This window comes from Streptomyces sp. NPDC058052 (genome assembly GCF_042885515.1).
In the GTDB taxonomy this organism is placed as follows: Bacteria; Actinomycetota; Actinomycetes; order Streptomycetales; family Streptomycetaceae; genus Streptomyces.
The window spans coordinates 157,339-180,042 of record NZ_JBHVRX010000003.1; the positions used below are offsets into that span (position 1 = coordinate 157,339).

Sequence of the window (22,704 nt, forward strand, 5' to 3'; positions counted from 1 at the left end):
CCGTCAGCTCCTTGCTGGGTGGGGGGTCCGTCCCGGATCCGGGACGGACGGGGCCGTCAGTCGCGGCGGCGGGCGATCTGCACGTTCTCCATCACGCCGAGGGCGTCGGGGACGAGGACGGCGGCGGAGTAGTAGGTGGTGACGAGGTACGACATGATCGCCTGCTCGCTGATGCCCATGAAGCGGACCGAGAGGCCGGGCTCGTACTCCTCCGGGATGCCGGTCTGGCGGAGGCCGATGACGCCCTGGTTCTCCTCGCCGGTACGCATGGCGATGATGGAGCTGGTCTGCTCCTTGGTGATCGGGATCTTGTTACAGGGGAGGATCGGGACGCCGCGCCAGGCCGGGACGGACTGGCCGCCGAGGTCGACGTGGTCCGGGTAGAGGCCGCGGGCGTTGAACTCGCGTCCGATGGCGGCGATGGTGCGCGGGTGGGCGAGGAAGAGCTTGGTGCCCCGGCGGCGGCTGAGCAGCTCGTCCATGTCGTCCGGGGTGGGCGGGCCGGAGTGGGTCTGGATGCGCTGCTTGAAGTCGGCGTTGTGCAGGAGGCCGAACTCGCGGTTGTTGACGAGCTCGTGCTCCTGGCGCTCGCGCAGGGCCTCGATGGTCAGGCGGAGCTGCTCCTCCGTCTGGTTGTGCGGGCCGTTGTAGAGGTCGGCGACGCGGGTGTGGACCTTGAGGACGGTCTGCGCGACGGAGAGCTCGTACTCGCGCGGCTTGAGCTCGTAGTCCACGAAGGCGCCGGGGAGGACGGCCTCGCCGATGTGGCCGGCGGACATGGCGATCTCGGCTTCGCCGTGCTTGTTCTGGCGCTGGTCGGGGAGGGTGCTGAACGCCTCGATGTGGGCCTGGAGCGCCGGGGAGTTCGCCATCACCGAGGCGAAGTCGGCGCGGGAGAGGGTGAGGAGGGTGCCGGCGGTCTCGGCGGTGGCCGTGTAGTCCCACGTGGCGTCGGCGTCGAGGAGCGCGTTCTCGCCGAAGCGGTCGCCGTCGCCGAGCACGGCGACGGCGATGTCGTCGCCGTAGGGGCCGTCGGAGGTCTGGCTGATGCGGCCGTGGGCGAGGAGGTGGATCTCGCCGGCGGCGTTGCCGCGGGCGACGATGATGTCGCCGGCGGAGAAGTCGCGCTGGACGCAGCGGTCGGCGAGCGCGGTCAGCACGTCGACGTCGTCGAAGCCGCGCAGCAGGGCGAGTTCGCCGAGCTCGCGGGGGATCACGCGGACGGTGGCGCCGTCCTGGACGAACTCCACCCGGCCGTCGCCGACGGTGTAGCTGAGCCGGCGGTTGACCCGGTAGGCGCCGCCCTTGGTCTCCACCCAGGGGAGCGTCCGCAGCAGCCAGCGGGAGGTGATCTCCTGCATCTGCGGGGCGGACTTGGTGGTGGAGGCGAGGTTCCGCGCGGCGTGGGTGCTGAGGGACTGCTGCGGGGGTGCCGCCTGGGCTTCCGGGCTGGTGTCGACGGTCATCGGACCGGGGTCTCCTTAGCGAGGGTGGTGACCGGGCACGGCGACACGCCGGACCCGTCGAGGAGGGGGAATGGAGGGAGGTCGTCTGGCCATCCGTCCAGACCGGGGGAACAGTAACGGCCCGTCAGCACGCCCCGCCCGGAGAGACGAGGGGCATTACCTCGATGCGGTGATCTTGTTTCACCCTTGGTTTACCGACTGGTCCGTCGGCTTTCCGCCATGGGTTCGAGGGGGCGGGAGGCATGCGGGCCGGTGGGGGTCGCGGGCCGGGCCGGCACCCCGATCGGACGGCACGCATTCCGGCCACGTCGTTCACGGCGGCCCCTGCTTGACAACCCGCCCCTGCCGTCACACAAGTCAACCGACGGCGTCAACACAGCCCCGCCCGGGTACCCGGACCTCTCCCGGAGCCCGGCGCACGCCTTCTCCATCTGCCCTTAACTCCCCTTCTCGATAAGGGAGTTCATGGGACGATGCTGCCCGCTGGGCCATGGTGGCCCACGGGGGTACGGGGGGTACGGATGCGGAAGCGGCATGCCCGCGCGCGGGGCGGCACCGGCTCGGGGCGGGGCGCGCGGTGAGCGGGGCCCCCTCCCCGTACGCGGAGGAGGCGCCGGACCGGCGGTACGCCAACGCGGACCTGCTCCCCCACGGGAGCGGCGCGTTCCGCTGGCGCTGGTGGGACTTCGCGGCCCTCTGGATCTGCGTGTCCTGGAGCCTCGCCTACCTGATGCTCTCCGGGATGCCGGGCCAGGACCGGTTCACCTGGCCGCAGACCCTGCTCATCTGCGGGATCGCCCAGCTCGTCGTCCTGCTGCCGTCGTTCCTGGTGGAACACGCCGGGGACCGGTACGGGGTGCCGTTCGCGGTCTTCGCGCGCAGCGCCTTCGGCGTCCGGGGCGCGGCCCTGCCGGCGCTGCTGCGGTTCGTCTCGGCGTGCGTCTTCTTCGGCTTCCAGGCCGACCTCGGCGTCCAGGGCATCCAGCTGCTCACCGGGGACCTGGGCGCCGGCTACGGCGACGTCCTCAGCCCCACGTATCTGGTGTTCCTCGGGCTTCAGCTGTGGATCGTCTCGAAGGGGCCGAACGGGCTGCGCCGGTTCGCGGACCTCGCCGCGCCGGTGCTGATCGCGGGGCTCGTGGTGGCGTTCCTCTGGGCGTCGGCGCATGGAGAGGGACCGCTGCTGCCCGAGCCGGTCCGGCCGATCGGCTGGGGGGCGGACTTCTGGCTGGCGGCGGCCCCGGCCCTGGCCTCCGCGACCGCCCTGTTCGCCGCGGTCGGCCTGACCGTGCCGGACCTGGTGCACCTCGGCTCGCGCGGGCGGCGCCCGGAGGGTTCCGGGACGCGGCTGGGCGTGGGGCTGCTGCTGCCGCTCCTGATGACGGGGACCGTGCTCTACACGATGGCGCTGATGTCGCTGTCCTCGTACGGGAAGGACGGGTACGCCGGTTCGCTCACCCTGCACGCTCTGGACGGCATGCCCGGCGGCAGCCTCGTCGCCGCGACGATGCTGGTCGTCGCGACGCTCTGCGGCAACCTCGGTCTCAACCTGGTGTCGGCGGGCTACGACCTGTCGAGCACCGCGCCGTCGCTGATCGGCTTCCGGGGCGCGGCGGTGCTGGCGGCGCTGGCCGGCACGGCGGTGGCGTGGTGGGCGCGGAGCAGCAGCGACTACCAGGTGCTGGCCTGGGCGAACCTGGCCGAGGGCTTCTTCGGCACGGTCTCCGGGATCCTGGTCGTGGAGTACTGGATCGTGCGCCGGACCCGGCTGCGGCCGGCCGAGCTGTACCGGGCCGGGGGGCCGTACTGGTACGCGGGCGGCTGGAACTGGCGGGCCGTCGTCGCGTTCCTGGTGGGCGGGGTGCTGGCGGTGGGCGGTTCCTCGGAGGGGGCCGGGACGGACGGTCCGCTGCTGCCGTTCCTCGCGCCGCTCGACGACTTCGGGTGGTTCGTGGGGCTGGTCGCGGCCGGCGCGCTGTACGCGCTGCTGAGCCTGCGGGCGCGGACGGCCGCCCCGGCGGGCGACTGACCCGGGCCGGTCCTGGCGGGGCGGGCCGACCGGGCCGAACCGGCCGGGACCGGCGACTCGGCCGACCCCGGCCGGGCCCGGCCGGAATGGGCAGGTGCACAGGCCGGCCGGCGCAGGACTGGGCCCGCGCGCACAGACATACGGTCCGGGCCGCTCCACGATGTCCCTGGTCACGGTCGCGAGGACGCGCGACCGTACGGAACCGCAGAGGAGTTCCCATGCCAGGGAGAACGAGGCGCCGCCTGTGGGGCGGCCTGCTGCTCGCCGTGCTGCTGGCGCTCGGCACCACACCGGCCGCCACCGCGGAGACCGGCCCGGCGGCGGCCGGCGGGATCCCGTCGGTGGGCACCGCCTGGGGCGCGCCGGGCCCGTACGAGGTGGACGTGGACATCGAGGCGGTGCACACCTTCTACCACCCGCGGACGATGGGCCCGTCCGGCGAGCGGCACCCGGTGGTGATCTGGGGGAACGGCACGGGCGCCGTGCCCGGGATCTACAGCTCGCTGCTGCGGCACTGGGCGAGCCACGGCTTCATCGTCGCCGCCGCCAACACCCCCACCTCCAACTTCGCGATCAGCATGCGGGCCGGGATCGACGTGCTGGAGCGGCGGAACGCCGACCCGGGCAGCGAGTACTTCGGCAAGGTGGACCTGGAGCACATCGGCTCGGCGGGGCACTCGCAGGGCGGTGCGGCGGCGGTGAACGCGGCGGTCGACGCGCGCGTGGACACGGCCGTGCCGATCCAGCCGGGGCCGCTGACCGACCCGGACCTCACCGACGTGCCGCTCTTCTACCTCGCCGGGCAGCGCGATCTGACGGTGTGGCCGGCGCTGGTGAAGGCGCTGTACCGCGACTCGGACCATCTGCCGGCCGTGTACGGGGAGGTGCGCGGCGCCGGTCACCTGTCGTCCATCGGCGACGGCGGCGACTTCCGCGCCCCGACGACCGCGTGGCTGCGGTTCTGGCTGATGGGCGACGAGAACGCGCGCGGCGTCTTCTTCGGCCCCGGCTGCGGCTACTGCGGGGACGACGAGCTGTGGTCCGGGTGGGACCGCAACGCACGGGCGCAGTCGATCCCGGGCCCGGGCGGGAGTTGAACCGACACCCCAGGTGGCCATACCCCTGAGGGGTATCGATCGGGGCATGCGATCCCTTGCCCCCGCACTGCGGGGCGGGGTATACATGAACCGAGCCGATACCCCCCAGGGGTATCGCGGATCCAGAATCGACACGGAGGTTCCCATGTCCGCGCACTCCACCACCTACCAGGTCGCCGGCGTCAACAGCGGCCACTGCAAGGCGATCGTGAGCGGCGCACTCCGGGACCTCGACGCGGTCGACACCGTCCACGTCGAGATCTCCACCGGGCGCGTCACCGTCCACAGCTCCGCCCCGCTCGACGACACCGTGGTCGCGGAGACCGTCGAGGACGCCGGCTACGACTACCTCGGCCGCGCCTGAACCACCCGCGCGGCCGGGCCCGAACCCCCCGAGCCCGGGCGCACCGCCACCCGGCCGCCGCGACCGGCCCGACTACCATGAGGCCGGTCGCGGGATACGGGACCCGGACCGCGAGCGGGACCGGGAACGGCGGAGAGGACAGGCACGGATGCGTCGGCTCGGGGAGCTGGAAGCGGAGATCATGGACCGCTTCTGGCGGTGGCAGCGCCCCGCCACCGTGCGCGAGGTCGTCGACGACATCAACCGCCACCGCGACATCGCCTACACCACCGTCACCACGGTGACCGGCATCCTCTTCCACAAGGGCCACCTCACCCGCACCCGCGAGGGCCGGGTCTGGCTCTACCGCGCCTCGGCCACCCGCGAGGCGTACGCCGCCGCCCTCATGGAGGACGGCCTCGGCGCCAGCGAGGACCGCACGGCCGCCCTCGCCCGCTTCGTCGAGAACCTCGACGCCGAGGAACTCGACGCGCTCCGCACCGCGCTCCGCGACGCCGAGCGGCGGACCGAGGGATGAACGCCGCCCCCGCCCTGCTCGGCTACGCCGCTCTCGTCGGCGTCACCGCGCCACGCGTGCTGCTGCGCAGCGCCTGGCCGCACCGGGCGCCCGCGCTCGGCGTGACCGTCTGGCTGGCCCTCACCGTCACCTTCGTCCTCGCCGTCGCGCTCGCCGCCGCCCAGCTCGCCACCCCCACCGAGCACCTGCACGCCGGCCTCGTCGGGCTGCTGCACGCCTGCGGGGTCGGCCCGGGCCCCGCGGACCCGGAGCCCGGCACGGCGGACCGGCTCGCCGTCGCCCTGCCCGTCGCCGTCCTCGCCGCCTGGGCCGGGGCCGTGCTCCACCGGCTCGCCCGGGCCGGACTGCACCGGGCCCGCCACCGCGACCGGCTCGACATCGTGGGGGTGCGCTGCCCCCGGCTGCGGGTCACCGTCCTCCCGCACGCCGTCCCGGGCGCGTACTGCCTGCCCGGTCTGCGCGCCCGCGTCGTCGTGAGCGACGCCGCCGTCCGGCTCCTGAGCCCCCGCCAGCTCGACGCGGTCGTCGAGCACGAGCGGGGGCACGTCGCCGGCCGGCACCACCTGCCGCTCGCGGCGGCCGAGGGCTTCGCCGCCCTCTTCCGCCGTCTCCCGCTGGCCCGGCACGTCCGCGCCCAGGTCGCGCTCCTCCTGGAGATGAGCGCCGACGACCGGGCGCTGCGCCGCCACCCGGACGCGGTCCTCGCCACCGCCATGTACGAACTGGCGGCGGGCCGGCCGCCGAAGGGAGCCTTCGGCGCCGCCGGCCCGTCCCCGGCGGTGGTGCGGATGAAGCGGATCCTGGGGCCCCGGCCGGCCCCCCACCCGGCGCTGCGCGGCTCGCTGGCCTCGGCCGTGCTCACCGCGCCGCTCCTCCCGCTGCTGGTCGCCTGCCCGCCCGGGGTCTGACGCCCTGGGGGGGCGGACCTGGCAGGGATCCGGCGCCCCGGCGGACCGGCCCGGGCGACCGGCGCCCCGGGGGTCAGCGGCCCAGCCGCGCGTCCAGCCACTGGAGGACCTCGGGCGTCACCGGGTCGGTGATGTCGGCGAACTCCTCGTGCTTCTTCAGGAACTTGGCGACGTACGGGCAGACCGGCACGATCCGCATCCCGGAGGCGCGCACGTCGGTCAGCGCGTGCTCGACGAGGATCCCGGCGAGGCCCTGGCCCGCGTAGGCGTCGTCGATCTCGGTGTGGAAGAACACCCGGCGGTCGTCGCGGTCGCGGTACGCGGTGAGCCCGGCCCGCGCCCCGTCGACGAGGATCTCGTACCGGTGGCGTTCGTCGACGCGGCGGACGACGGGGGTGGTGCTCTGCTCGCTCTGCTCGCTCATGGCGGCCTTTCGGGGTCGTGACGGTCGGACGCGCTCCGGCCCGGACGCGGCCGACGGCGTACGCCCCCGGCGCGCGCTGGTCCGGCCACCCTACTCCCCGGTTTCCGCAGGTGGGCCGGGGGTGACGGGCCGACCGGCGCGCGGGGGCGCAGCGCGTCCGAAACAGCTGTGCACGCCGGGCGGGGTGGGCTCGTTGAACCCGGGCGAAGCTCTCTCCCCCATCCCCCCGGAGGCCGACATGCACCCTCTGCCCGCGCCCGTCCCCGCCCTCGTCCCCGCCCCCGTCGCTGTCCCCGCGCCCGTCCGTGTCCCCGCCCCCGCCCTCGTCCTTCCGACCCCGGGAAGGTGCTGAGCGATGCTGCCGGTCGACGAGTTCGTCGCGACGCTGCCGAAGGCGACCCTGTTCGGCGCCGTGTACTTCACCGACATGGACGACCGGCCCGTGCAGCTCCACGCCGTCTACAGCGCCGAGCACCCGTGGCAGCTGCCGGGCGGCACGGCCGAGGCGGGCGAACGGCCGTGGCAGACCGCCGTGCGGGAGACCGAGGAGGAGACCGGACTCGTGGTGCCCGGGCCCCCGCGCCTGCTGGCGGCCGTCTTCGGCCTGCCGGGCGCCTCGTGGCCGCTGGCGACCGCCGGGTACGTCTTCGACGGCGGGCGGCTGACCGACCGGCAGATCGCGGACCTCGTCCTCGACCCGGCGGAGCACGACGAGGTCCGGGTCCTGCCGCTCCGGGAGTGGCGGGCGCTGATGCCGCCGCGGGACTTCACCCGGCTCGCCGCCTTCGCCGAGGCCCGGCGCACGGGCACGGCCGCGTACGTCGGCGCGTGGGATGGGGACGAGTCCCCGCCCGCGGAGGAACCGGCCGGGGACCCCGGCGCGGCCTCCCGCTGACCGGCCCGGCCGGGGACACCGGCGCGGCATCCCCTCGGCCGTCCCGCCCCGGGGCCCCGCGCGGGCTCCCCGGGGCGGGTGCCCCCGCCGGCCTCAGGTGCTCGGGGCGCGGCGGAGGGCGCGGATCGCCGGTACGGCGAGGAGGGCGACGCTCGCCGCCACGCAGGTGCCCGCCGAGAGCAGGAGGAAGTGGTGGGGGGTGGTCACCGCGGTGGCCGGGCCGGCGAGGATCTGGCCGGCGGAGATGCCGGAGACGGAGCCGGCGAGTTCGTAGGCGGAGACCCGGTTGAGGACCTCGGGCGGGGTGTGGGTCTGCACGCTGGTGGCCCACATCACCGACCAGAAGGCGAGCGCGGCGCCCGCCGTGGCGTGGGCGGCCAGGAGCGCCGGGAGGCCGGCGTCCAGGGCCACGGAGAGGGGCAGCGCGGTGTAGAGGACCATCGCGCCGGCGCCGGCGGCGAGCGGCCGTGCGGGGCGCAGCCGCAGGGCGACGAGCCCGCCCAGTACCGTGCCGACGCCGAGGAACGAGACCGCCAGGCCGTACGCGTCCGGGCCGAGCCGGGCACCGATCAGGGCGGAGCTCAGCGGTACCAGCGGGCCGAAGACGAGCACGCCGTGCACGACCCAGATCAGGATCACCGCCCACATCCACGTCCGGGCGCGGAACTCCCGCCATCCCTGGCGCAGATCGCGGCGGAGCGAACGCCCGGTGCGGGGCGCGGAGTCGGGGGCCTTCGCGGGGAGCCGGAGGAGCGCGAGGCAGAGGGCGCTGACGAGGAAGGTGGCGGCGTCGGCGGCGTAGACGGTGCCGGCGTCGGTCACGGCGATCAGCAGGCCCGCGCAGGCGGGGCCGAGGAGGTGGGCGAGCGCGTCGGCCACCTTGAGGGTGGCGTTGGCGCGCTGCGGGTCGCGGGCGACGAGCGGGACCATCCCGTTCACCCCGGGCAGGAACATGGCGACGGCCGCGCCGGCCACCGCCGCCATCGAGACGAGGAGCCAGAACGGCGGCCGTCCGGCGAAGAACGCCACCGCCAGCACCCCCTGGGTGGCCACCCGGACGAGGTCGGCGACGACCATCATCCGGCGTGCGCCGAACCGGTCGGCGAGGACGCCGCCGAAGAGGACCAGCAGGACGAAGGTGCCGGTCCAGGCGCCGAGGACGAGGCCGACCCCGGTCACGCCGTACAGGGCGCCGACGGCCAGCGCGGCGGCCACGGGCATCATCGCGTCCCCGAGGAGGGAGACCGCTCGGGCGGTGAAGTAGAGGGTGAACCGGCGGTCCCACAGAGGCGGTCGGGGACGGTGCGGTCGGGCGGGGGCGGTCGGCGCCTGCGCGTCGGGGTGCTGGGTGGTCACCGCACCGATGCTGGTCCGGACCAGCGGTCCAACCCAGTGTCCCGAACGACATGATGGGGTACTTTCGCGCCATGACGCTCCGACCGCCGTCCGGCCCCCCGCCCGTGCACCGGGTCGTGGCACTGCTCCAGCCCCCGCAGCCGGCCTTCCCGCTGGCCTGCGCGTCCGAGGTGTTCGGCGGCCAGGGGCCGTCGGTCCCGGCGCGGTACGCGTTCGAGGTCTGCGCCGACCGGCCGGGGCCGGTCCGGACCGAGGCCGGCTACGACATGCTGGTCGGCGCGGGCCTGGAGGCGCTGGAGCGCGCGGACACCGTGCTGGTGCCCGGCTGGGGGCCCGCGGCCGGCGGCGAGGTGCCGCGGGACGTGGCCGACGCGGTGCGGCGGGCGCACGCGCGCGGGGCGCGGGTCGTCGGCCTGTGCGCGGGCGCCTTCGTCCTCGCCGCCGCCGGACTCCTCGACGGCCGGCGGGCCGCCACCCACTGGGCCCGCGCCGCCGAACTGGCCTCCCGCTTCCCCCGGGTCCGCGTGGACCCCGCCGTGCTGTACGTGGACCACGGCGACGTCGCCACGAGCGCCGGCGCGGCGGCGGGCGTCGACCTCTGCCTCCACCTGGTCAGCGCCGACCAGGGCGCCGCGTACGCGATGCGCATCGCCCGGCGGATGGTGATGCCACCGCACCGCGAGGGCTGCCAGCTCCAGTACGCGGAGCTGCCGGCCGCGGGACCGGTCGCCGACTCGCTGGCACCGCTCCTGGAGTGGCTGGGCGAACGGCTGCACGAGCCGGTGGCCGTCGCCGACATGGCGGCCCGCGCCCGCGTCTCGCCCCGCACCCTCACCCGGCGCTTCACCGAGCAGCTCGGCATCAGCCCCGGCCGGTGGCTGCTGGACCGCCGGATCGCCGCCACCCGGGCCCTGCTGGAGGAGACGGACCTGCCCGTGGAGACCATCGCCCACCGGGTCGGCCTCTCCTCCGCGGTCAACCTCCGCCGCCGCTTCCACGAAGCCCTGCGCACCACCCCCGCCGCCTACCGCCGGGCCTTCCGCACGGAGCGGGTGGGGACGGCGGGGGACGGGGGCGGGTGACCACGGGGGGCTGTCCCGCCCCCGCCCCCGACCCGGAGCCGGACCCAGACCCGGACCCCGGCTCCGGCTCCGGCTCCGACTGCCACCGGGTAGGGCCGTACGCCGCCCGCCCGCCCGGACATGCCTCGTGCCATGCCCTCTTGGGCTCAGCTCCCGGAAGGCTTCCCTGCCGCCCCCGGGCCGGTGCGGACGTCGAGGGCCAGGGACGTGTCGCCGCGTTCCAGGATCAGGTAGCGGGGATCGAAGCGCTGGGCCACGACGAAGCAGAGGCGGCCGGTGGTCGTGCCGTGGGGGAACGTGCCGACGAGGGCCCCCGGTTCGTCGCCGCAGCGGGAGCCGCGGAGCATCTGGGTCTCCCCCTGGCCCTCGCCGATCAGGACGAGGCGGACGGTGAGAACGGTCTCGGGGGTGGGGTTGCGCAGGGTGACGGGGACCGCCACGACGCGCAGGGCCGGGTCGGGCCCCGGCGTCGTGACCTCCGCGGCGGGGCCCCGGGCGGTCACGAACACACCGTCGAGGGGAGCCTCCTCCCCCACCGCGACGACCCGCTCCGGGAAGAACTCCGGGTCGCCGTAGATGTCCATGCCGTCGGCCACGTGGCGAATGTCGCCGCCGGTCTCGCGGTCGAGGATGCCGACGGCCGTCACGGCGACGGCCGTGGCCGTCACCGCGGCGACGAGGAGCCTGGGCGCCACGGGGAGCACGGCCGACGCGGCGGCGAGGAGCGGGCGTGCCCGCCAGGCCACGACGGCGGCGAAGAGGCCCGCGACGGTCACGAGGACGATCGCCGTGGTGTGGTGGTGGAGTTCGACGTCGCCCTCCGCGTACCGCACGGAGAGGGGCCGGCCGGTGGCACGGGAGAGGGTGACGATCACCGGCTCGCCGATGGAGAGGCGGTCCACCCGTTCCTGCCCGGGGGCGAGGGCGATGACGCGGCCGTCGCCGGTCATGGCCTCCAGGTCGTAGCCGAAGCGTTCGTGCCCCTCCGCGCCGTCCGCGTCGTTCACCCGCAGGATGACGGCGTGGTGCCGCTCGACCGGTGCCACGGCCTCGGCGGTCCAGACGCCCAGGTAGGCGATCGCGGCCCCGGCGAGGGCCATCAGTGCCACGCTCGCCCAGCCGAACACGGTGGTGCGTTCGTCCCTCTCGGGCATGCCGGTGCCCCTCCCCCGTCGGTCGCCGGCGCTCCGGCGACGAGCGGGCGGCCCACCCCGTCGGGCCGCCCTGTCGTCGCCACCCTAGACAGGAGCGCGGGATTCCCTCGTGAGTACGGGTACTCACCGTCCCATGGGGGGTGCGGTCATCGCTGGTCGGCCACGAAGGAGGCCATCCAGGTCAGGGCGGAGTTCCAGTTGACGGTGAGTTCGTTGGTGGACCAGGACTGGATGTCGTCGATGTAGCAGAACTGGCCGGTGCAGCCCTTGAGCTTCGCCTGGGCGAGCGGGTCCTGGATGCTGGAGTTGGGGCCGCCGGAGAGCGAGCCGGCGGGCGGCGGGGGCAGTGCGGCGTCGAGCTGGCGCGCGTACCAGCGGCTGTGCTGGTTCCGCGCGTGGACCTCGCCGTAGCCGGTGACGTAGGAGAGGTTGAGGGCGTTGCGGCCGAGGACGTAGTCCATGGTCTGGACGGCTCCGTCGCGGTACTTCGCGCTGCCGGTGAGGTCGAAGGCGGTGGCGAGGACGACGGCGTTGTTGAGGATCTGGTGGGTGGAGCCCCAGTCGTACTTCTGGCCCTCGGGGGCGTACGGCATGCCGTACGGGTGGGCCTTCAGGGTGGCGAGGTAGCGGTCGGCGCCGGCCCGGACGGAGCCGCGGACCCGGTCGCGGCCGGGGAGGCGGCTGGGGACGGTGGCGAGGTCCAGGCGGGCGGGGACGGCGGTGGCGGCCCAGTCGAAGGCGACGGGGCCGAAGACGTCGGCGGTGTGGACCGGCGAGGTGAGGACGTGGTCCTGGAACTCCTTCTCGCCGGTGGTGAGGTAGAGCTCGGCGGCGGCCCAGTAGAACTCGTCGGCGACGTTCCGGTCGGCGTAGGTGCCGCCGCCGACGCCGTCGCTGTCGGAGGCGAGGACGGCGGGGTGGGCGAGGGCGGCGGCCCACGCCGTACGGGCGGCGGTGAGCGCGGTGGCGGCGAAGCGGGGGTCGTACTTCTCGTAGAGGCGGGCCGCCTGGGCGGCGGTCGCGGCGAGGTTGAGGGTGGCGGCGGTGGTCGGCGGGTGCAGCTCGCGCTTCTGCGGGTCGTCGGAGGGCATCAGCGGCAGGCCGGTCCACTGCTCGTCGTGGATCTTGTGGTGGGCCATGCCGGCGAGGGGTCGGCCCTCCGGGACCTGCATCTTCAGGAGGAACTCCAGTTCCCAGCGGGCCTCGTCGAGGATGTCGGGGACTCCGTTGCCGCTCTCGGGGAGGGCCAGGGTGCCGTCTCCGAGGGCCTCGGGGTCTCCGGTGCGGGCGTGCAGGGCCCGCTCGTGGGTGGCGAGGAGCTGCCAGACGGAGATGCCGCCGTTGACGACGTACTTGCCGTGGTCGCCGGCGTCGTACCAGCCGCCGGTGACGTCCAGCGTGTAGTCGCAGACGCCGGGCCGGCAGGGGACGTCGCCGTCGCCCCGGTTGGGGGCGACGTCGACGTGGCCGGCGGCGCGGCCGTAGCCGGGGCGCAGGTCGTCGCGGATCGGGGTGCCGCTGCGCTGGGTGTAGTAGAACTTCGCGGCGTCCAGGCGGAGTCGGTCGTAGGCGTCGGTGCCGATGTCGAAGGGGCGGCTGGTCTCGCCGTCGGCGACGAGGGTGAAGCCCTCGCCGGACCGGCGGTGTCCGCCGAAGTCGAGGGAGTGGACGTTCTGCCCGGACGAGGGGTCCACTCCGCGCGGGACGGTCCGGCCGCGGGCGACGACGGTGCCGCGCGCGTCCTTCAGCTGCCAGGGGAGCGCGCCGGTGGCCTCGGTGACCAGGGTGGCGTTCTTGGGGCCGTGGGGCAGGTAGGCGACCTGGTTGACCCGGACGCGGGGGCCGGTGTCGGGTTCGTACGTCTCCGGCGGCACCCCGCCGAGCAGGGAGACGTCGTCGAGGCAGAACCGCCAGGGGTCGGCGGCGCCGCCGAGCTGGAAGGCGACCTGGCCCTGGGCGGTGTCCACCGGGGAGGCGAAGGTGTACGTGTAGGTGTCGCCGGAGACGCTGAGCTGCGGGACGACCTCGTGGTAGGCGTCGTACGGGGCGACCTGGAGGCCGACGACGGCCCGGACGGAGTGGCCGGCGGGGGTGCCGGTCGCGCGGAACGCGATGCGGTACGACTCGCCCTTGACGAGCGTGAGGTCGTTCTGGCCGACGGCGGCGTCCCAGGTGTTCGCGGTGGAGCCGGGCACGTCGGCGCAGAGCGTGCCGCCCGTGGTGGCGGCGGTGACTCCGCTGGTCCACCAGGAGTCGGTGCCGGTGTCGAAGGTGCCGTTCCTGATCCGCTCGACCTCGTCGGCTCCCGCCGGTCCGGCGGGCACGGCGGTGAGGCCGGCCGCCAGCAGGGCCGTCAGGGACAGCAGGGCGGTTCTGCGTCGGTTCACGTCCGGACTCCTCCGAGGGGGGTGGTGGAGCACACCGGGAGTGGGAGCGCTCCCAAACAGGCGGTGGACATCCTTGTGGCCGGAACACGGGGACGTCAACGGCCCGGACAGGACCAGGCTCCCGCGGCCCGGTTACGGCCAATCGGAGAGGGACGCTCCGATCATGGCGGCGGCACCCCCGGAAAACCCCGTGACACCTGGGGCGCGGAGCCGCCGGCGGGCGCGGCTGTCGCACAGGCATCGCACGGGTGTCACACGCTCGTCACACCTCCGTCGTCGCCCCATCGAACTGGCGTCCTTCCGCGTGGCCGGAAACCATGCGCTCCAACGCCCCACTCCCCCACCGCCGTTGATCACGCCTCTGTGACCTCGGATACTGCGCTGACCGACCGCGGGCGCCGTTCGCGCCGCTGGCCGGATCCGACCACTCGACCTCATCCCAAAGCTCCTGGGGGAGACTTGCGCGCACCCGTGCAGAAAGCACGCGCCTTCACGATCGCGGCGGCCACCTCGGTGGCCCTCGTGGCGGGCATGACCGGCCCGGCGACGGCGATCACCCTGACCACCCCGCACAGCACGAAGAACACCCTGGCCACGGACGCGGCCGCACCGCCCCTCGCGCGGTTCGGCGGCGACCAGCGGATCCCGCTCGTCACCGGCGACCGCGTCGTGGTGGACGCCGAGGGCCGGATGGTGCGGTTCGAGGCCGCCCCCGGCCGCGAGCGCATACCCGTCGAGGTGCGGCGCGTCGGCGACCGCACGCTCGTCGTGCCCGCCGACGCGCGGTCCCTGATCGCGGACGGCCGCCTCGACCAGCGGCTCTTCGATCTCTCCGTGCTCACCGACCCGCGGCTGCGGGCGAGCCACCGCTCCGGCCTCAAGCTGATCGTCCGGTACGAGGGGAACGCCGGCACCGCCCGGACCCAGCTCCGCACCGCCGGGGACACCGAACTGCGCCGCACCTTCCCGACGATCGGCGCCGACGCCCTGCTCGCCTCCCAGGACGACCTGGCCCGGGTGTGGGAGGCGCTGACCGACCGCCGGCCGAGCGGCGCGCGGGCCACCGCGGCCGGCATCGGCACGGTGTGGCTGGACGGGGTGCGGGGCGCGAGCCTCGACCGCAGCGTCCGGCAGATCGGTGCCGACCGGGCCCAGGCGGCCGGCTTCGACGGCACCGGCGTGAAGATCGCGGTCCTCGACACCGGCGTCGACCGGTCCCACGCCGACCTCAGCAGCAGGGTCGTCGGCGAGAAGAACTTCTCCGCCTCCCCCGACGCGGTGGACCGCGTCGGCCACGGCACCCACGTCGCCTCGATCGCCGCCGGCACCGGCGCCCGGTCGGACGGCCGGTTCAAGGGCGTCGCGCCCGGCGCCGAGGTGATCAGCGGAAAGGTCCTGGACGACGACGGGTTCGGCGACGACTCCGCCGTCCTCGCCGGCATGGAATGGGCCGCCGCCGAGGGCGCCGACGTGGTCAACCTCAGCCTCGGCAGCCCCGACAGCCCCGGAGTGGACCCGCTGGAGGCGGCGATCGACCGGCTCTCCGCCGAGAAGGGGATCCTCTTCGCCGTCGCGGCCGGCAACGACGGCGAGGCCGGCGCCTCGACGGTCGGCTCGCCCGGCAGCGCGGACGCCGCGCTGACCGTCGGCGCCGTCGACCACGACGACCGGCTCGCACCGTTCTCCGGCACCGGCCCCCGGGTCGGCGACGGCGCCGTCAAGCCGGACGTGACCGCGCCCGGTGTCGGCATCACGGCGGCCGCCGCGCCCGGCAGCGCGATCGACACGCGCCCCGGGACCCCGCACCCGGCGCCCGGCTACCTCCAGATCGACGGCACCTCGATGGCGACCCCGCACGTGGCGGGCGCGGCCGCGATCCTGAAACAGCGCCACCCCGACTGGACGGCCGCCGAGCTCAAGGGCGCGCTGACGGGGTCCGCCGTGGGCGGCGACGGCCTCACCGCCTTCCAGCAGGGCACGGGCCGGATCCAGGTCGACCGGGCCCTGGCCGGGACCGTGATCTCCGAGCCGGTGTCGCTGAACTTCGGCACGGCCCGGTGGCCGCACGCCGACGACCGGCCGGTCACCCAGAAGGTCCGCTACCGCAACCTCGGGACCGCCGACGTCACGCTCGACCTGTCGGTCTCCGGCCTGGACCCGGCGGGCAAGCCGGCCCCGGCGGGCTTCTTCTCGCTCGGCGCCCCCCGGGTCACCGTGCCGGCCGGCGGGACGGCGGAGGTCGACCTCACCGCCGACACCCGCGTGGGCGACACCGACGGCACCTTCTCCGGATACGTCACCGCCACCGGCGCGGGCCTGTCCGTCCGTACCGCCGCGGTGGCCGTCCGGGAGGCGGAGTCGTACGACCTCACGGTCCGCACGCTCGGCCGCGACGGCGCCGACGCCACGGACTTCGCCAACACGCTGATCGGCATCGCCGGTCCGGCGGCCGGATTCCAGACCCGGATCGACAGCGAGCCGGGCAGCCACACCCTCCGCGTGCCCAAGGGCGCGTACACGCTCAGCACGGCCGTCTACGAGGACCCCTCGGACTACACCAAGGGCACCGACTGGATCGCCCAGCCGAGGCTCGACGTCTCCGGCGACACGACCGTCACGGTCGACGCGCGCACGACCCGGCCGGTGGCGCTGACCGTGCCCGGGATCGACCAGGCCAACTACGCGGGCACGTACTACGAGCGGGACACCGAGATCGGCCGGGTCGGCAACGGCTGGGTCCTGCGGGGCTTCGCCGGCTTCCGCACCGCCCACCAGGGCCCGGCCGTCACCGACGGCTCGCTGCTCCAGACCTGGGACGCGCACTTCCTGAAGGACGCCACCACCCAGTACGCGGTGGCCTTCGGAGGCAGGACGGAGAAGGTCGCGACCGGCTACGACCGCCGGGTGAAGGCGGACGAGTTCGCCACCCTGAACGTCGGCCTCGGCGCCTCCGCGTCCGGCAAGTCCGCGCTCGCCTCCCCGTACGCGCACCTGCCGGGGGCCCCGGAGGGCAACGGCTTCTCCGCCCCGCAGCCGGCGCCGGGCACCCGCGTCTTCCACGTCTCGACGGCGGACGGCGTCCGCTGGCTGACCCGGTTCAACCAGCTGGGCGCGCCCGACGAGTGGGGCTACCCGGCCTTCGAGGGCAGCTACGAGATGGCCGCGCCGAAGCGGTACGAGGCGGGCCGGACGTACGGCGAGCGGTTCAACTCCGGTGTCTTCGGCCCGCTCCTGGGCGAGGGGACGGGCGTCTTCCGTACGGCGCCCGATCCGGCGACGGGCGAGCAGCGGCTCGTCGGCGCGGTGCCGCTGCTGGCCGACGGCAAGGGCCACGTGGGCTCCACGCCGTACTCCTCGGCCACGACGACGCTGTACCGCGACGGCGTGAAGGTCGCGTCGAACGAGGACCCGCTGAGCGGTGCCGAGCCCTTCGTGGTCGACGGCGCCGACGCCGCGTACCGCCTGGTCACCTCGGCGGAGCGTCCGGCGGAGGTCGCCGGGGTGTCCACCCGGGTCGAGACCTCGTTCGCCTTCCGGTCGAAGGAGGTCGCGGCGACGACGGCGCTGCCGGTCTCCACGGTCCGCTTCGCGGCGCCGGTGGACCTCGCGACGCGGGCTCCGGAGCGGGCGTGGACCTCGGTCCCGGTGACCGTGCAGGGCTCGGCGGCCGGCGGCAACCTCGCGTCCCTGACGGTGAAGGCCAGTTACGACGAGGGGAAGAGCTGGCAGGCCGTGCCGGTGGCCGGCGGCCGGATCGTCGTGAAGAACCCGGCGAAGGGCGCGGGGATCTCGCTCGCCGCCGAGGTCACGGACAAGCAGGGCAACACGTCCACGCTGTCGATCCGCAACGCGTGGATCGGCAGGTGACGACAGCCCGCTGAGGGCCGGGCACGACAGGACCGGCGTCACCATGTGGGGTGGTGGCGCCGGTCTCCGGCGTCCGGGCGTCCCGTGAGCCGGGATATCGGCGGGACGGCGGGGCGGCGGGCGGCCGGGCGGCCGGGCGGCGGAACGATGCCCGGGCGCCCGGCCGTCCCGTCGGCGGGGGCAGCGGACGGTGGTGGTGGCGCCGGTGTCCGCGTCCGACCGTCCCGTCAGCGGGGGTAGCGGACGGTGGTGGTGGCGCCGGTGTCCGCGTCCGGCCGTCCCGTCAGCGGGGGTTGCGGCGGGGCTTGAGCGGGGTGGTGGGGAGTTCGGGGGCCGGGAGGCGGTCGCCGGGGTAGCCCGTGACGGCGCCGAAGCGGTCGGTGGCCCGCGCCCATTCCTCCCTCGCCCGGCGGATCTCGGCGTCGGTGCGGGCGATGAAGTTCCACCACATGACGATCTCCTCCTCGAAGGGCGGCCCGCCGAGGAGGACGAGGCGGGCCCGGTGCGGGGAGGTGTTGGCGAGGGTGAGGCTCGCGCGGCCGGGGGCCGTGTAGCCGAGTTCGGCGGGGCGGAGCGCGGTGCCGTCCAGGGTGACGTCGCCCTCGTCGACGAGGAGGCCGTGCTCGAACTCCGGGTCCACGGCGAGGGTCACGGTGGCGCCGGGGTCGAGGAGGAGTTCGGCGCCGAGGAGGGGGGTGAAGGTGGGGACGGGGGAGGTGTCGCCGGCGAGGGTGCCGAGGAAGACGCGGAGTTCGGCACCGTCCACGCGGACCGGGCGGGGCGCGTGGTGGGTGAAGTCGCGCGGGGTGTCGCGGTGGGCGTCGGGGAGCGCGACCCAGAGCTGGACGCCGTGCAGGACGGTGGTGTCGGGGGTGGAGACCTCGGAGTGGGCGATGCCGTGCCCGCCGGTCATCAGGTTGATCTCGCCGGGGCGGACGGCGGCGTGGCTGCCGAGGCTGTCGCGGTGCTCGATCTCGCCGCTGAACAGCCAGCTCACGGTCTGGAGCCCGATGTGGGGGTGGGGTGCGACGTCCATGCCGCCGGACGCGGCGACCGGGTCGGGGCCGTAGTGGTCGGCGAAGCACCAGGCGCCGATCAGGGTGCGGGCCCGCTGCGGCAGCGTGCGCCGTACGGTCATGGCGCGCGGGCCGCCCAGCGGGACGTCCCGGGGTGTGAGGATCTCGACCTTCGTGTCGCCCATCTCCGACCCCTCCTCGCTTTAGTTTCAGATTCAACCATTGTCGGTGACGGTTCCCGCCGCCGCAAGTCCATGATCCACCGCCGGCGCGTAGGGTCTGCGACGACAGCACCCCCGGAACCGGCAGGAAGCGGCATGGACCTCCTCCCCTTCACCCCCGGCCACGCCGCCGCCGTGGCCGGCTGGGCCACCTCCCCGACCGAGGCGCTGCACTGGTGCGGACACCGTGGCCACCCGGTGCCGCCGGAGACCGTCACCGACTGGCGGACGGACCCGGACAGCCGGGCGTACGTCCTGACGGACGGGCCGGACCTCCTCGGATACGGCGAGGTCTGGCACGACGCCGAAGAGCACGAGGCCGAACTGGCCCGGATCGTCGTCGCACCCGGAACGCGCGGGCGGGGCCTGGGCCGCGTCCTGACGCTGCGGCTGCTCGCGGAGGCGCTGGCGGCCGGCTTCACGGACGTCTTCCTGCGCGTCCACCCCGACAACGCCGTGGCGTTGCGCTGCTACGAGGGCGCGGGCTTCGTGCGCGTGGACGCGGAAACGGCACAGGAGTGGAACGCGGCGCAGCCGGTGGCGTACATCTGGCTGCGGCACGAAACCCCGGCCTGAGGGCGGGGAGACTCCGTGGGGCCCCCTCCCGCGCACCCACTCCCCCGGAATCGGCCCGTTCGGCCAAGAGAATTCAGCGGGTTCCGTGCGCGTTCATCTGAACCGGCCTTTCCGTTCAGCGGGTCGAAGGGCTTTTCCCGTTACGGATCTTGACAGCGGCGGAATGCCCGGTGCCTCATGGTGGGGAACCCCGGAATGCGCATCAGCGGCTCGGTGCGCGACGACGGCATGACAACGTTGTCAGCATTCCGGGATCTCACCCCTTCCCTCCCGGGACTCCTTTCCCGGACCCCCTTTCTAAGGAGAGGCATGAACAAGCCGAGAAGCAGGTGGGTCACGGCCGCGGGCAGCGCCCTCGCCGGTGTCGCCGGTCTGCTGCTGCCCGTCTTCGGCCCCACCGGAGCCGCCCAGGCCGCCGACGGCGGACTCCACGTCCGCGACGGGCGCCTCCATGAGGCCGACGGCAGCGAGTTCGTGATGCGCGGAGTCAACCACGCGCACACCTGGTACCCGACCGAGACGGGCGCCCTCGCGGACATCGCCGCCACGGGCGCCAACACGGTCCGGGTCGTCCTCTCCAGCGGCGACCGCTGGACGAGGACGAGCGGCGCGGAGGTGGCGTCGATCATCGCCGACTGCAAGGCCAACAAGGTCATCTGCGTCCTGGAGGTGCACGACACCACCGGGTACGGCGAGGACGGCGCCGCCGCCTCCCTCGACCAGGCCGCCGACTACTGGGTGGGCGTCAGGAGCGCCCTCCAGGGCCAGGAGGACCACGTCGTCGTCAACATCGGCAACGAACCCTTCGGCAACAGCGGTTACTCCGCCTGGACCGCCGCCACCAAGAGCGCCGTCGCGAAGCTCCGCGCCGCCGGCATCGAGAACGCGCTGATGGTGGACGCCCCCAACTGGGGCCAGGACTGGTCGCACACCATGCGCGACAACGCCGCCTCCGTCTTCGCCGCCGACCCGCGCCGCAACACCGTCTTCTCGATCCACATGTACGGCGTGTACGACACGGCCACCGAGGTCCAGGACTACCTGAACCACTTCGTGTCCGCCGGACTCCCCATCGTCGTGGGCGAGTTCGGCGACAACCACAGCGACGGCGACCCCGACGAGAACGCCATCATGGCGACCGCCCGGGCGCTGCGCGTCGGCTACCTCGGCTGGTCGTGGAGCGGCAACGGCAGCGGCGTCGAGTACCTCGACATGGTCCAGGACTTCGACGCGAACAGGCCGACCGCCTGGGGCGACCGCTTCCTCCGCGGCGCCGACGGCATCGCCGCCACCTCGAAGCGCGCCGCCGTGTACGGCGGCGGGAACGGGGGCGGCGGGAACGACGGCGGCACCGCTCCCAACGGCTACCCGTACTGCGTCGACGGCGCCGCCTCCGACCCCGACGGCGACGGCTGGGGCTGGGAACGACAGCGGTCCTGCGTCGTGCGCGGCGGCGCGGCCGACCGCTGACGCGGACCGCGCCGGTCCGCTGTGCGCCCCCGTCCTCCCGGCCCGTTCCCACGGGCCGGGAGGCTCCGGGGTCTCAGGCGTGCCGGCCGGCCTGGAGGCGGGCGCAGGCCGAGCCCCGGGCGAGAGTTCCTCGTGGGTGCCGACTCCACGAGGCGCCCGCGGTCCAGCACGAGGACGCGGTCCGCGTTCCTGATCGTGGAGAGCCGGTGGAATTCCGCCGCATTCGCGTCGCGCAGGGCTTTCCGTACGGTCTCCTCGCCGGTCTCCGGCATTCCGTCGGCGACGTTCTCCCGAATGCCCGCCTCGAACAGGACGGATTCCTGGGGGCACGACGGAGACGAATCCGCGATGGCTCCGCAGATCCAGTTCCGCCATCTCCGGGCCGTCGAGAAGAATGTGCTCCTCCGTCGGCTGGTGGAATCCGAGGACGAGGTCCAGCAGGGTCGATTCCCCGGCCCCCGAACCGCCGACGACGGCGAACGCAGGGAAGGGGAGGCGCCGCCGGGTTCGCGTGGGCGCGGGCGGGCGCCCGCTCCTATACGACGGCGGGATCTCTCGCGTACGACGGCGGGCGCGTTCCCCCACGAGGATGCGGCGGGCGGGGCCGCGGAGGCCAGGCCCGGCGGGGCGCACGCGCGAGTGTCGCCGGACCGGGGCCCGACTCCCGGGTCCGGTCCGGCGGCTGTGCGTCCCGCTGTCCGCGCCGGTCCGCGTGCGGCCGGGCCGTGGACGGCAGGGGGGTAGGGTCGGTGGGTCGGGCAGGGTTCAGGAGGACGGGAGCGGCACGTGAAGCGGCCGACCATGGCGGACATCGCACGCCGCGCAGGCGTGTCCAAGGTGGCGGTCTCGTACGCGCTCAACGATCAGCCCGGAGTCTCCGAAGCCACCCGGGCCTCCATCAAGGCCATCGCCGAGGAGCTGGGCTGGCGCCCGAACAGCGCGGCCCGGGCGCTGACCGGCGGGCGGGCGCAGGCGGTCGGCCTGACCGTGCGGCGTCCGGCCAGGACGCTCGGCGTGGAACCGTTCTTCATGGAGTTCATCAGCGGCGTGGAGACGGTGCTCGCCGAGCGTTCGTACGCGCTGATGCTCCAGATGGTCGCGGACCAGGGGCAGGAGATCGAGGTCTGCCGGCGCTGGTGGGGCGAGCGGCGCGTGGACGGCGTCTTCCTCATGGACCTCCAGGCGGGCGACGGGCGGGTCGCCGCCGTCGAGGAGATCGGCCTTCCGGCCGTGGCGATCGGCCCGCCGGACGTCTCGGGCGCCCTGCCGGCCGTCTGGTCCGACGACGGCGGCAGCGTCCACGAGATCGTCCGGTACCTGGCGGCGCTCGGGCACCGGCGGATCGCGCGGGTGGCGGGCCCCGTCGGGCTCGCGCACACGGCGGTCCGCGACGCCGCCCTCGCGGAGGCGTGCCGGGAGGCCGGGATCCCCGAGGCGGCGGTGGTCCACACGGACTACACCGGCGACCAGGGCGCGCGGGCCGCGCGGGCGCTGCTGATCGGGCCGCGGCGGCCGACGGCGATCGTCTTCGACAACGACATCATGGCCGTGGCCGCCCTCTCCGTCGCCCAGGAGCTGAACCTCTCCATCCCCGCCGACCTGTCGGTCGTCGCCTGGGACGAGTCGCCGCTGACCCAGGTCGTGCGCCCGATGCTGTCGGCGGTCAGCCGGGACATCGCGGCGTACGGGGCACGGTCGGCGGAGGCGCTCCTCGCCCTGATCGACGGCGAGGAGGTCGCCGACATCCGCGAGGGCTACGCGCACTTCGTGCCCCGGGGCAGCACCGCTCCGCCGCCGCCCGGGGACGGCACCGGGAGCCGGCGGGCGTTGCGCTGACCCGGGCCGCCGGCGCCCCCTCCTTCTCGCCCCCTGGCC

At 74.7% G+C, this 22,704-nt stretch carries 17 protein-coding genes and 1 pseudogene; 11 read left to right on the plus strand and 7 right to left on the minus strand.

The window, feature by feature from the left end:
• Window positions 1-56: 56 nt before the first annotated feature.
• Window positions 57-1,466, minus strand: a complete 1,410-nt coding sequence (locus ACFVU3_RS05460) for a family 2B encapsulin nanocompartment shell protein (protein ID WP_390063888.1) — start codon at window positions 1,464-1,466, stop codon at window positions 57-59.
• A gap of 577 nt (window positions 1,467-2,043) precedes the next feature.
• Between ACFVU3_RS05460 and ACFVU3_RS05465 the strand changes: the two genes are divergently transcribed.
• From ACFVU3_RS05465 to ACFVU3_RS05485, 5 genes are all read left to right on the plus strand, one after another.
• Window positions 2,044-3,495, plus strand: a complete 1,452-nt coding sequence (locus tag ACFVU3_RS05465; protein ID WP_390063890.1) for a cytosine permease — start codon at window positions 2,044-2,046, stop codon at window positions 3,493-3,495.
• Between the two features lie 218 nt (window positions 3,496-3,713).
• Window positions 3,714-4,592, plus strand: a complete 879-nt coding sequence (locus ACFVU3_RS05470) for an acetylxylan esterase (protein ID WP_390063891.1) — start codon at window positions 3,714-3,716, stop codon at window positions 4,590-4,592.
• A gap of 145 nt (window positions 4,593-4,737) precedes the next feature.
• Window positions 4,738-4,956: a heavy-metal-associated domain-containing protein gene (locus ACFVU3_RS05475; protein WP_390063892.1), complete on the plus strand. Its 219-nt coding sequence runs from the start codon at window positions 4,738-4,740 to the stop codon at window positions 4,954-4,956.
• Window positions 4,957-5,104: 148 nt separating this feature from the next.
• Entirely contained in the window at window positions 5,105-5,473 is a 369-nt protein-coding gene (locus ACFVU3_RS05480; RefSeq protein ID WP_390063893.1) for a BlaI/MecI/CopY family transcriptional regulator, read from the plus strand.
• Window positions 5,470-6,381, plus strand: coding sequence for a M56 family metallopeptidase (locus tag ACFVU3_RS05485; RefSeq protein WP_390063895.1), 912 nt, complete (start codon window positions 5,470-5,472; stop codon window positions 6,379-6,381). The genes ACFVU3_RS05480 and ACFVU3_RS05485 overlap by 4 nt, the downstream gene beginning before the upstream one ends.
• Before the next feature lie 73 nt (window positions 6,382-6,454).
• On the opposite strand, the gene ACFVU3_RS05490 is transcribed toward ACFVU3_RS05485, so the two are convergent.
• On the minus strand, window positions 6,455-6,805 hold the full coding sequence (locus ACFVU3_RS05490) for a GNAT family N-acetyltransferase (RefSeq protein ID WP_390063897.1): 351 nt from the start codon (window positions 6,803-6,805) through the stop codon (window positions 6,455-6,457).
• Between the two features lie 355 nt (window positions 6,806-7,160).
• Between ACFVU3_RS05490 and ACFVU3_RS05495 the strand changes: the two genes are divergently transcribed.
• Window positions 7,161-7,700, plus strand: coding sequence for an NUDIX domain-containing protein (locus ACFVU3_RS05495; protein ID WP_390063898.1), 540 nt, complete (start codon window positions 7,161-7,163; stop codon window positions 7,698-7,700).
• A 93-nt stretch (window positions 7,701-7,793) separates the two neighbouring features.
• Here ACFVU3_RS05495 and ACFVU3_RS05500 read toward each other — a convergent pair whose 3' ends face one another.
• Complete coding sequence (locus ACFVU3_RS05500) at window positions 7,794-9,056, minus strand: MFS transporter (protein ID WP_390063899.1); 1,263 nt, start codon at window positions 9,054-9,056, stop codon at window positions 7,794-7,796.
• 71 nt (window positions 9,057-9,127) lie between these two features.
• Here ACFVU3_RS05500 and ACFVU3_RS05505 point away from each other — a divergent pair, with 71 nt between their 5' ends.
• The gene (locus tag ACFVU3_RS05505; protein ID WP_390063901.1) at window positions 9,128-10,138 is read left to right on the plus strand and encodes a GlxA family transcriptional regulator; all 1,011 of its coding nucleotides are present in this window, start codon (window positions 9,128-9,130) and stop codon (window positions 10,136-10,138) included.
• 146 nt (window positions 10,139-10,284) lie between these two features.
• Here the strand turns inward: ACFVU3_RS05505 and ACFVU3_RS05510 are convergent, their stop codons facing one another.
• Window positions 10,285-11,292, minus strand: coding sequence for a hypothetical protein (locus ACFVU3_RS05510; protein ID WP_390063902.1), 1,008 nt, complete (start codon window positions 11,290-11,292; stop codon window positions 10,285-10,287).
• Window positions 11,293-11,438: 146 nt separating this feature from the next.
• Window positions 11,439-13,679 carry a glycoside hydrolase family 9 protein gene (locus ACFVU3_RS05515; protein WP_390063904.1) on the minus strand — a complete coding sequence of 747 codons (2,241 nt, stop codon included), beginning with the start codon at window positions 13,677-13,679 and terminating at the stop codon, window positions 11,439-11,441.
• 471 nt (window positions 13,680-14,150) lie between these two features.
• On the opposite strand from ACFVU3_RS05515, the gene ACFVU3_RS05520 reads away from it, so the two are divergent.
• Window positions 14,151-17,546 (plus strand): S8 family serine peptidase, encoded by a 3,396-nt coding sequence (locus ACFVU3_RS05520; RefSeq protein WP_390063905.1) that lies wholly within the window; start codon window positions 14,151-14,153, stop codon window positions 17,544-17,546.
• Window positions 17,547-17,829: 283 nt separating this feature from the next.
• Here ACFVU3_RS05520 and ACFVU3_RS05525 read toward each other — a convergent pair whose 3' ends face one another.
• Entirely contained in the window at window positions 17,830-18,747 is a 918-nt protein-coding gene (locus tag ACFVU3_RS05525; protein WP_390063907.1) for a pirin family protein, read from the minus strand.
• A 132-nt stretch (window positions 18,748-18,879) separates the two neighbouring features.
• On the opposite strand from ACFVU3_RS05525, the gene ACFVU3_RS05530 reads away from it, so the two are divergent.
• Together ACFVU3_RS05530 and ACFVU3_RS05535 are read left to right on the plus strand one after the other, a co-directional pair.
• Entirely contained in the window at window positions 18,880-19,359 is a 480-nt protein-coding gene (locus ACFVU3_RS05530; protein ID WP_390063908.1) for a GNAT family N-acetyltransferase, read from the plus strand.
• A 309-nt stretch (window positions 19,360-19,668) separates the two neighbouring features.
• Window positions 19,669-20,829, plus strand: a complete 1,161-nt coding sequence (locus ACFVU3_RS05535) for a cellulase family glycosylhydrolase (RefSeq protein ID WP_390063910.1) — start codon at window positions 19,669-19,671, stop codon at window positions 20,827-20,829.
• 384 nt (window positions 20,830-21,213) lie between these two features.
• Here ACFVU3_RS05535 and ACFVU3_RS05540 read toward each other — a convergent pair.
• Window positions 21,214-21,462: pseudogene (locus tag ACFVU3_RS05540) on the minus strand (ATP-binding cassette domain-containing protein); the annotation flags it as partial.
• A 168-nt stretch (window positions 21,463-21,630) separates the two neighbouring features.
• Here ACFVU3_RS05540 and ACFVU3_RS05545 point away from each other — a divergent pair.
• Complete coding sequence (locus ACFVU3_RS05545) at window positions 21,631-22,665, plus strand: LacI family DNA-binding transcriptional regulator (protein ID WP_390063911.1); 1,035 nt, start codon at window positions 21,631-21,633, stop codon at window positions 22,663-22,665.
• The last annotated feature ends 39 nt before the right edge of the window (window positions 22,666-22,704 follow it).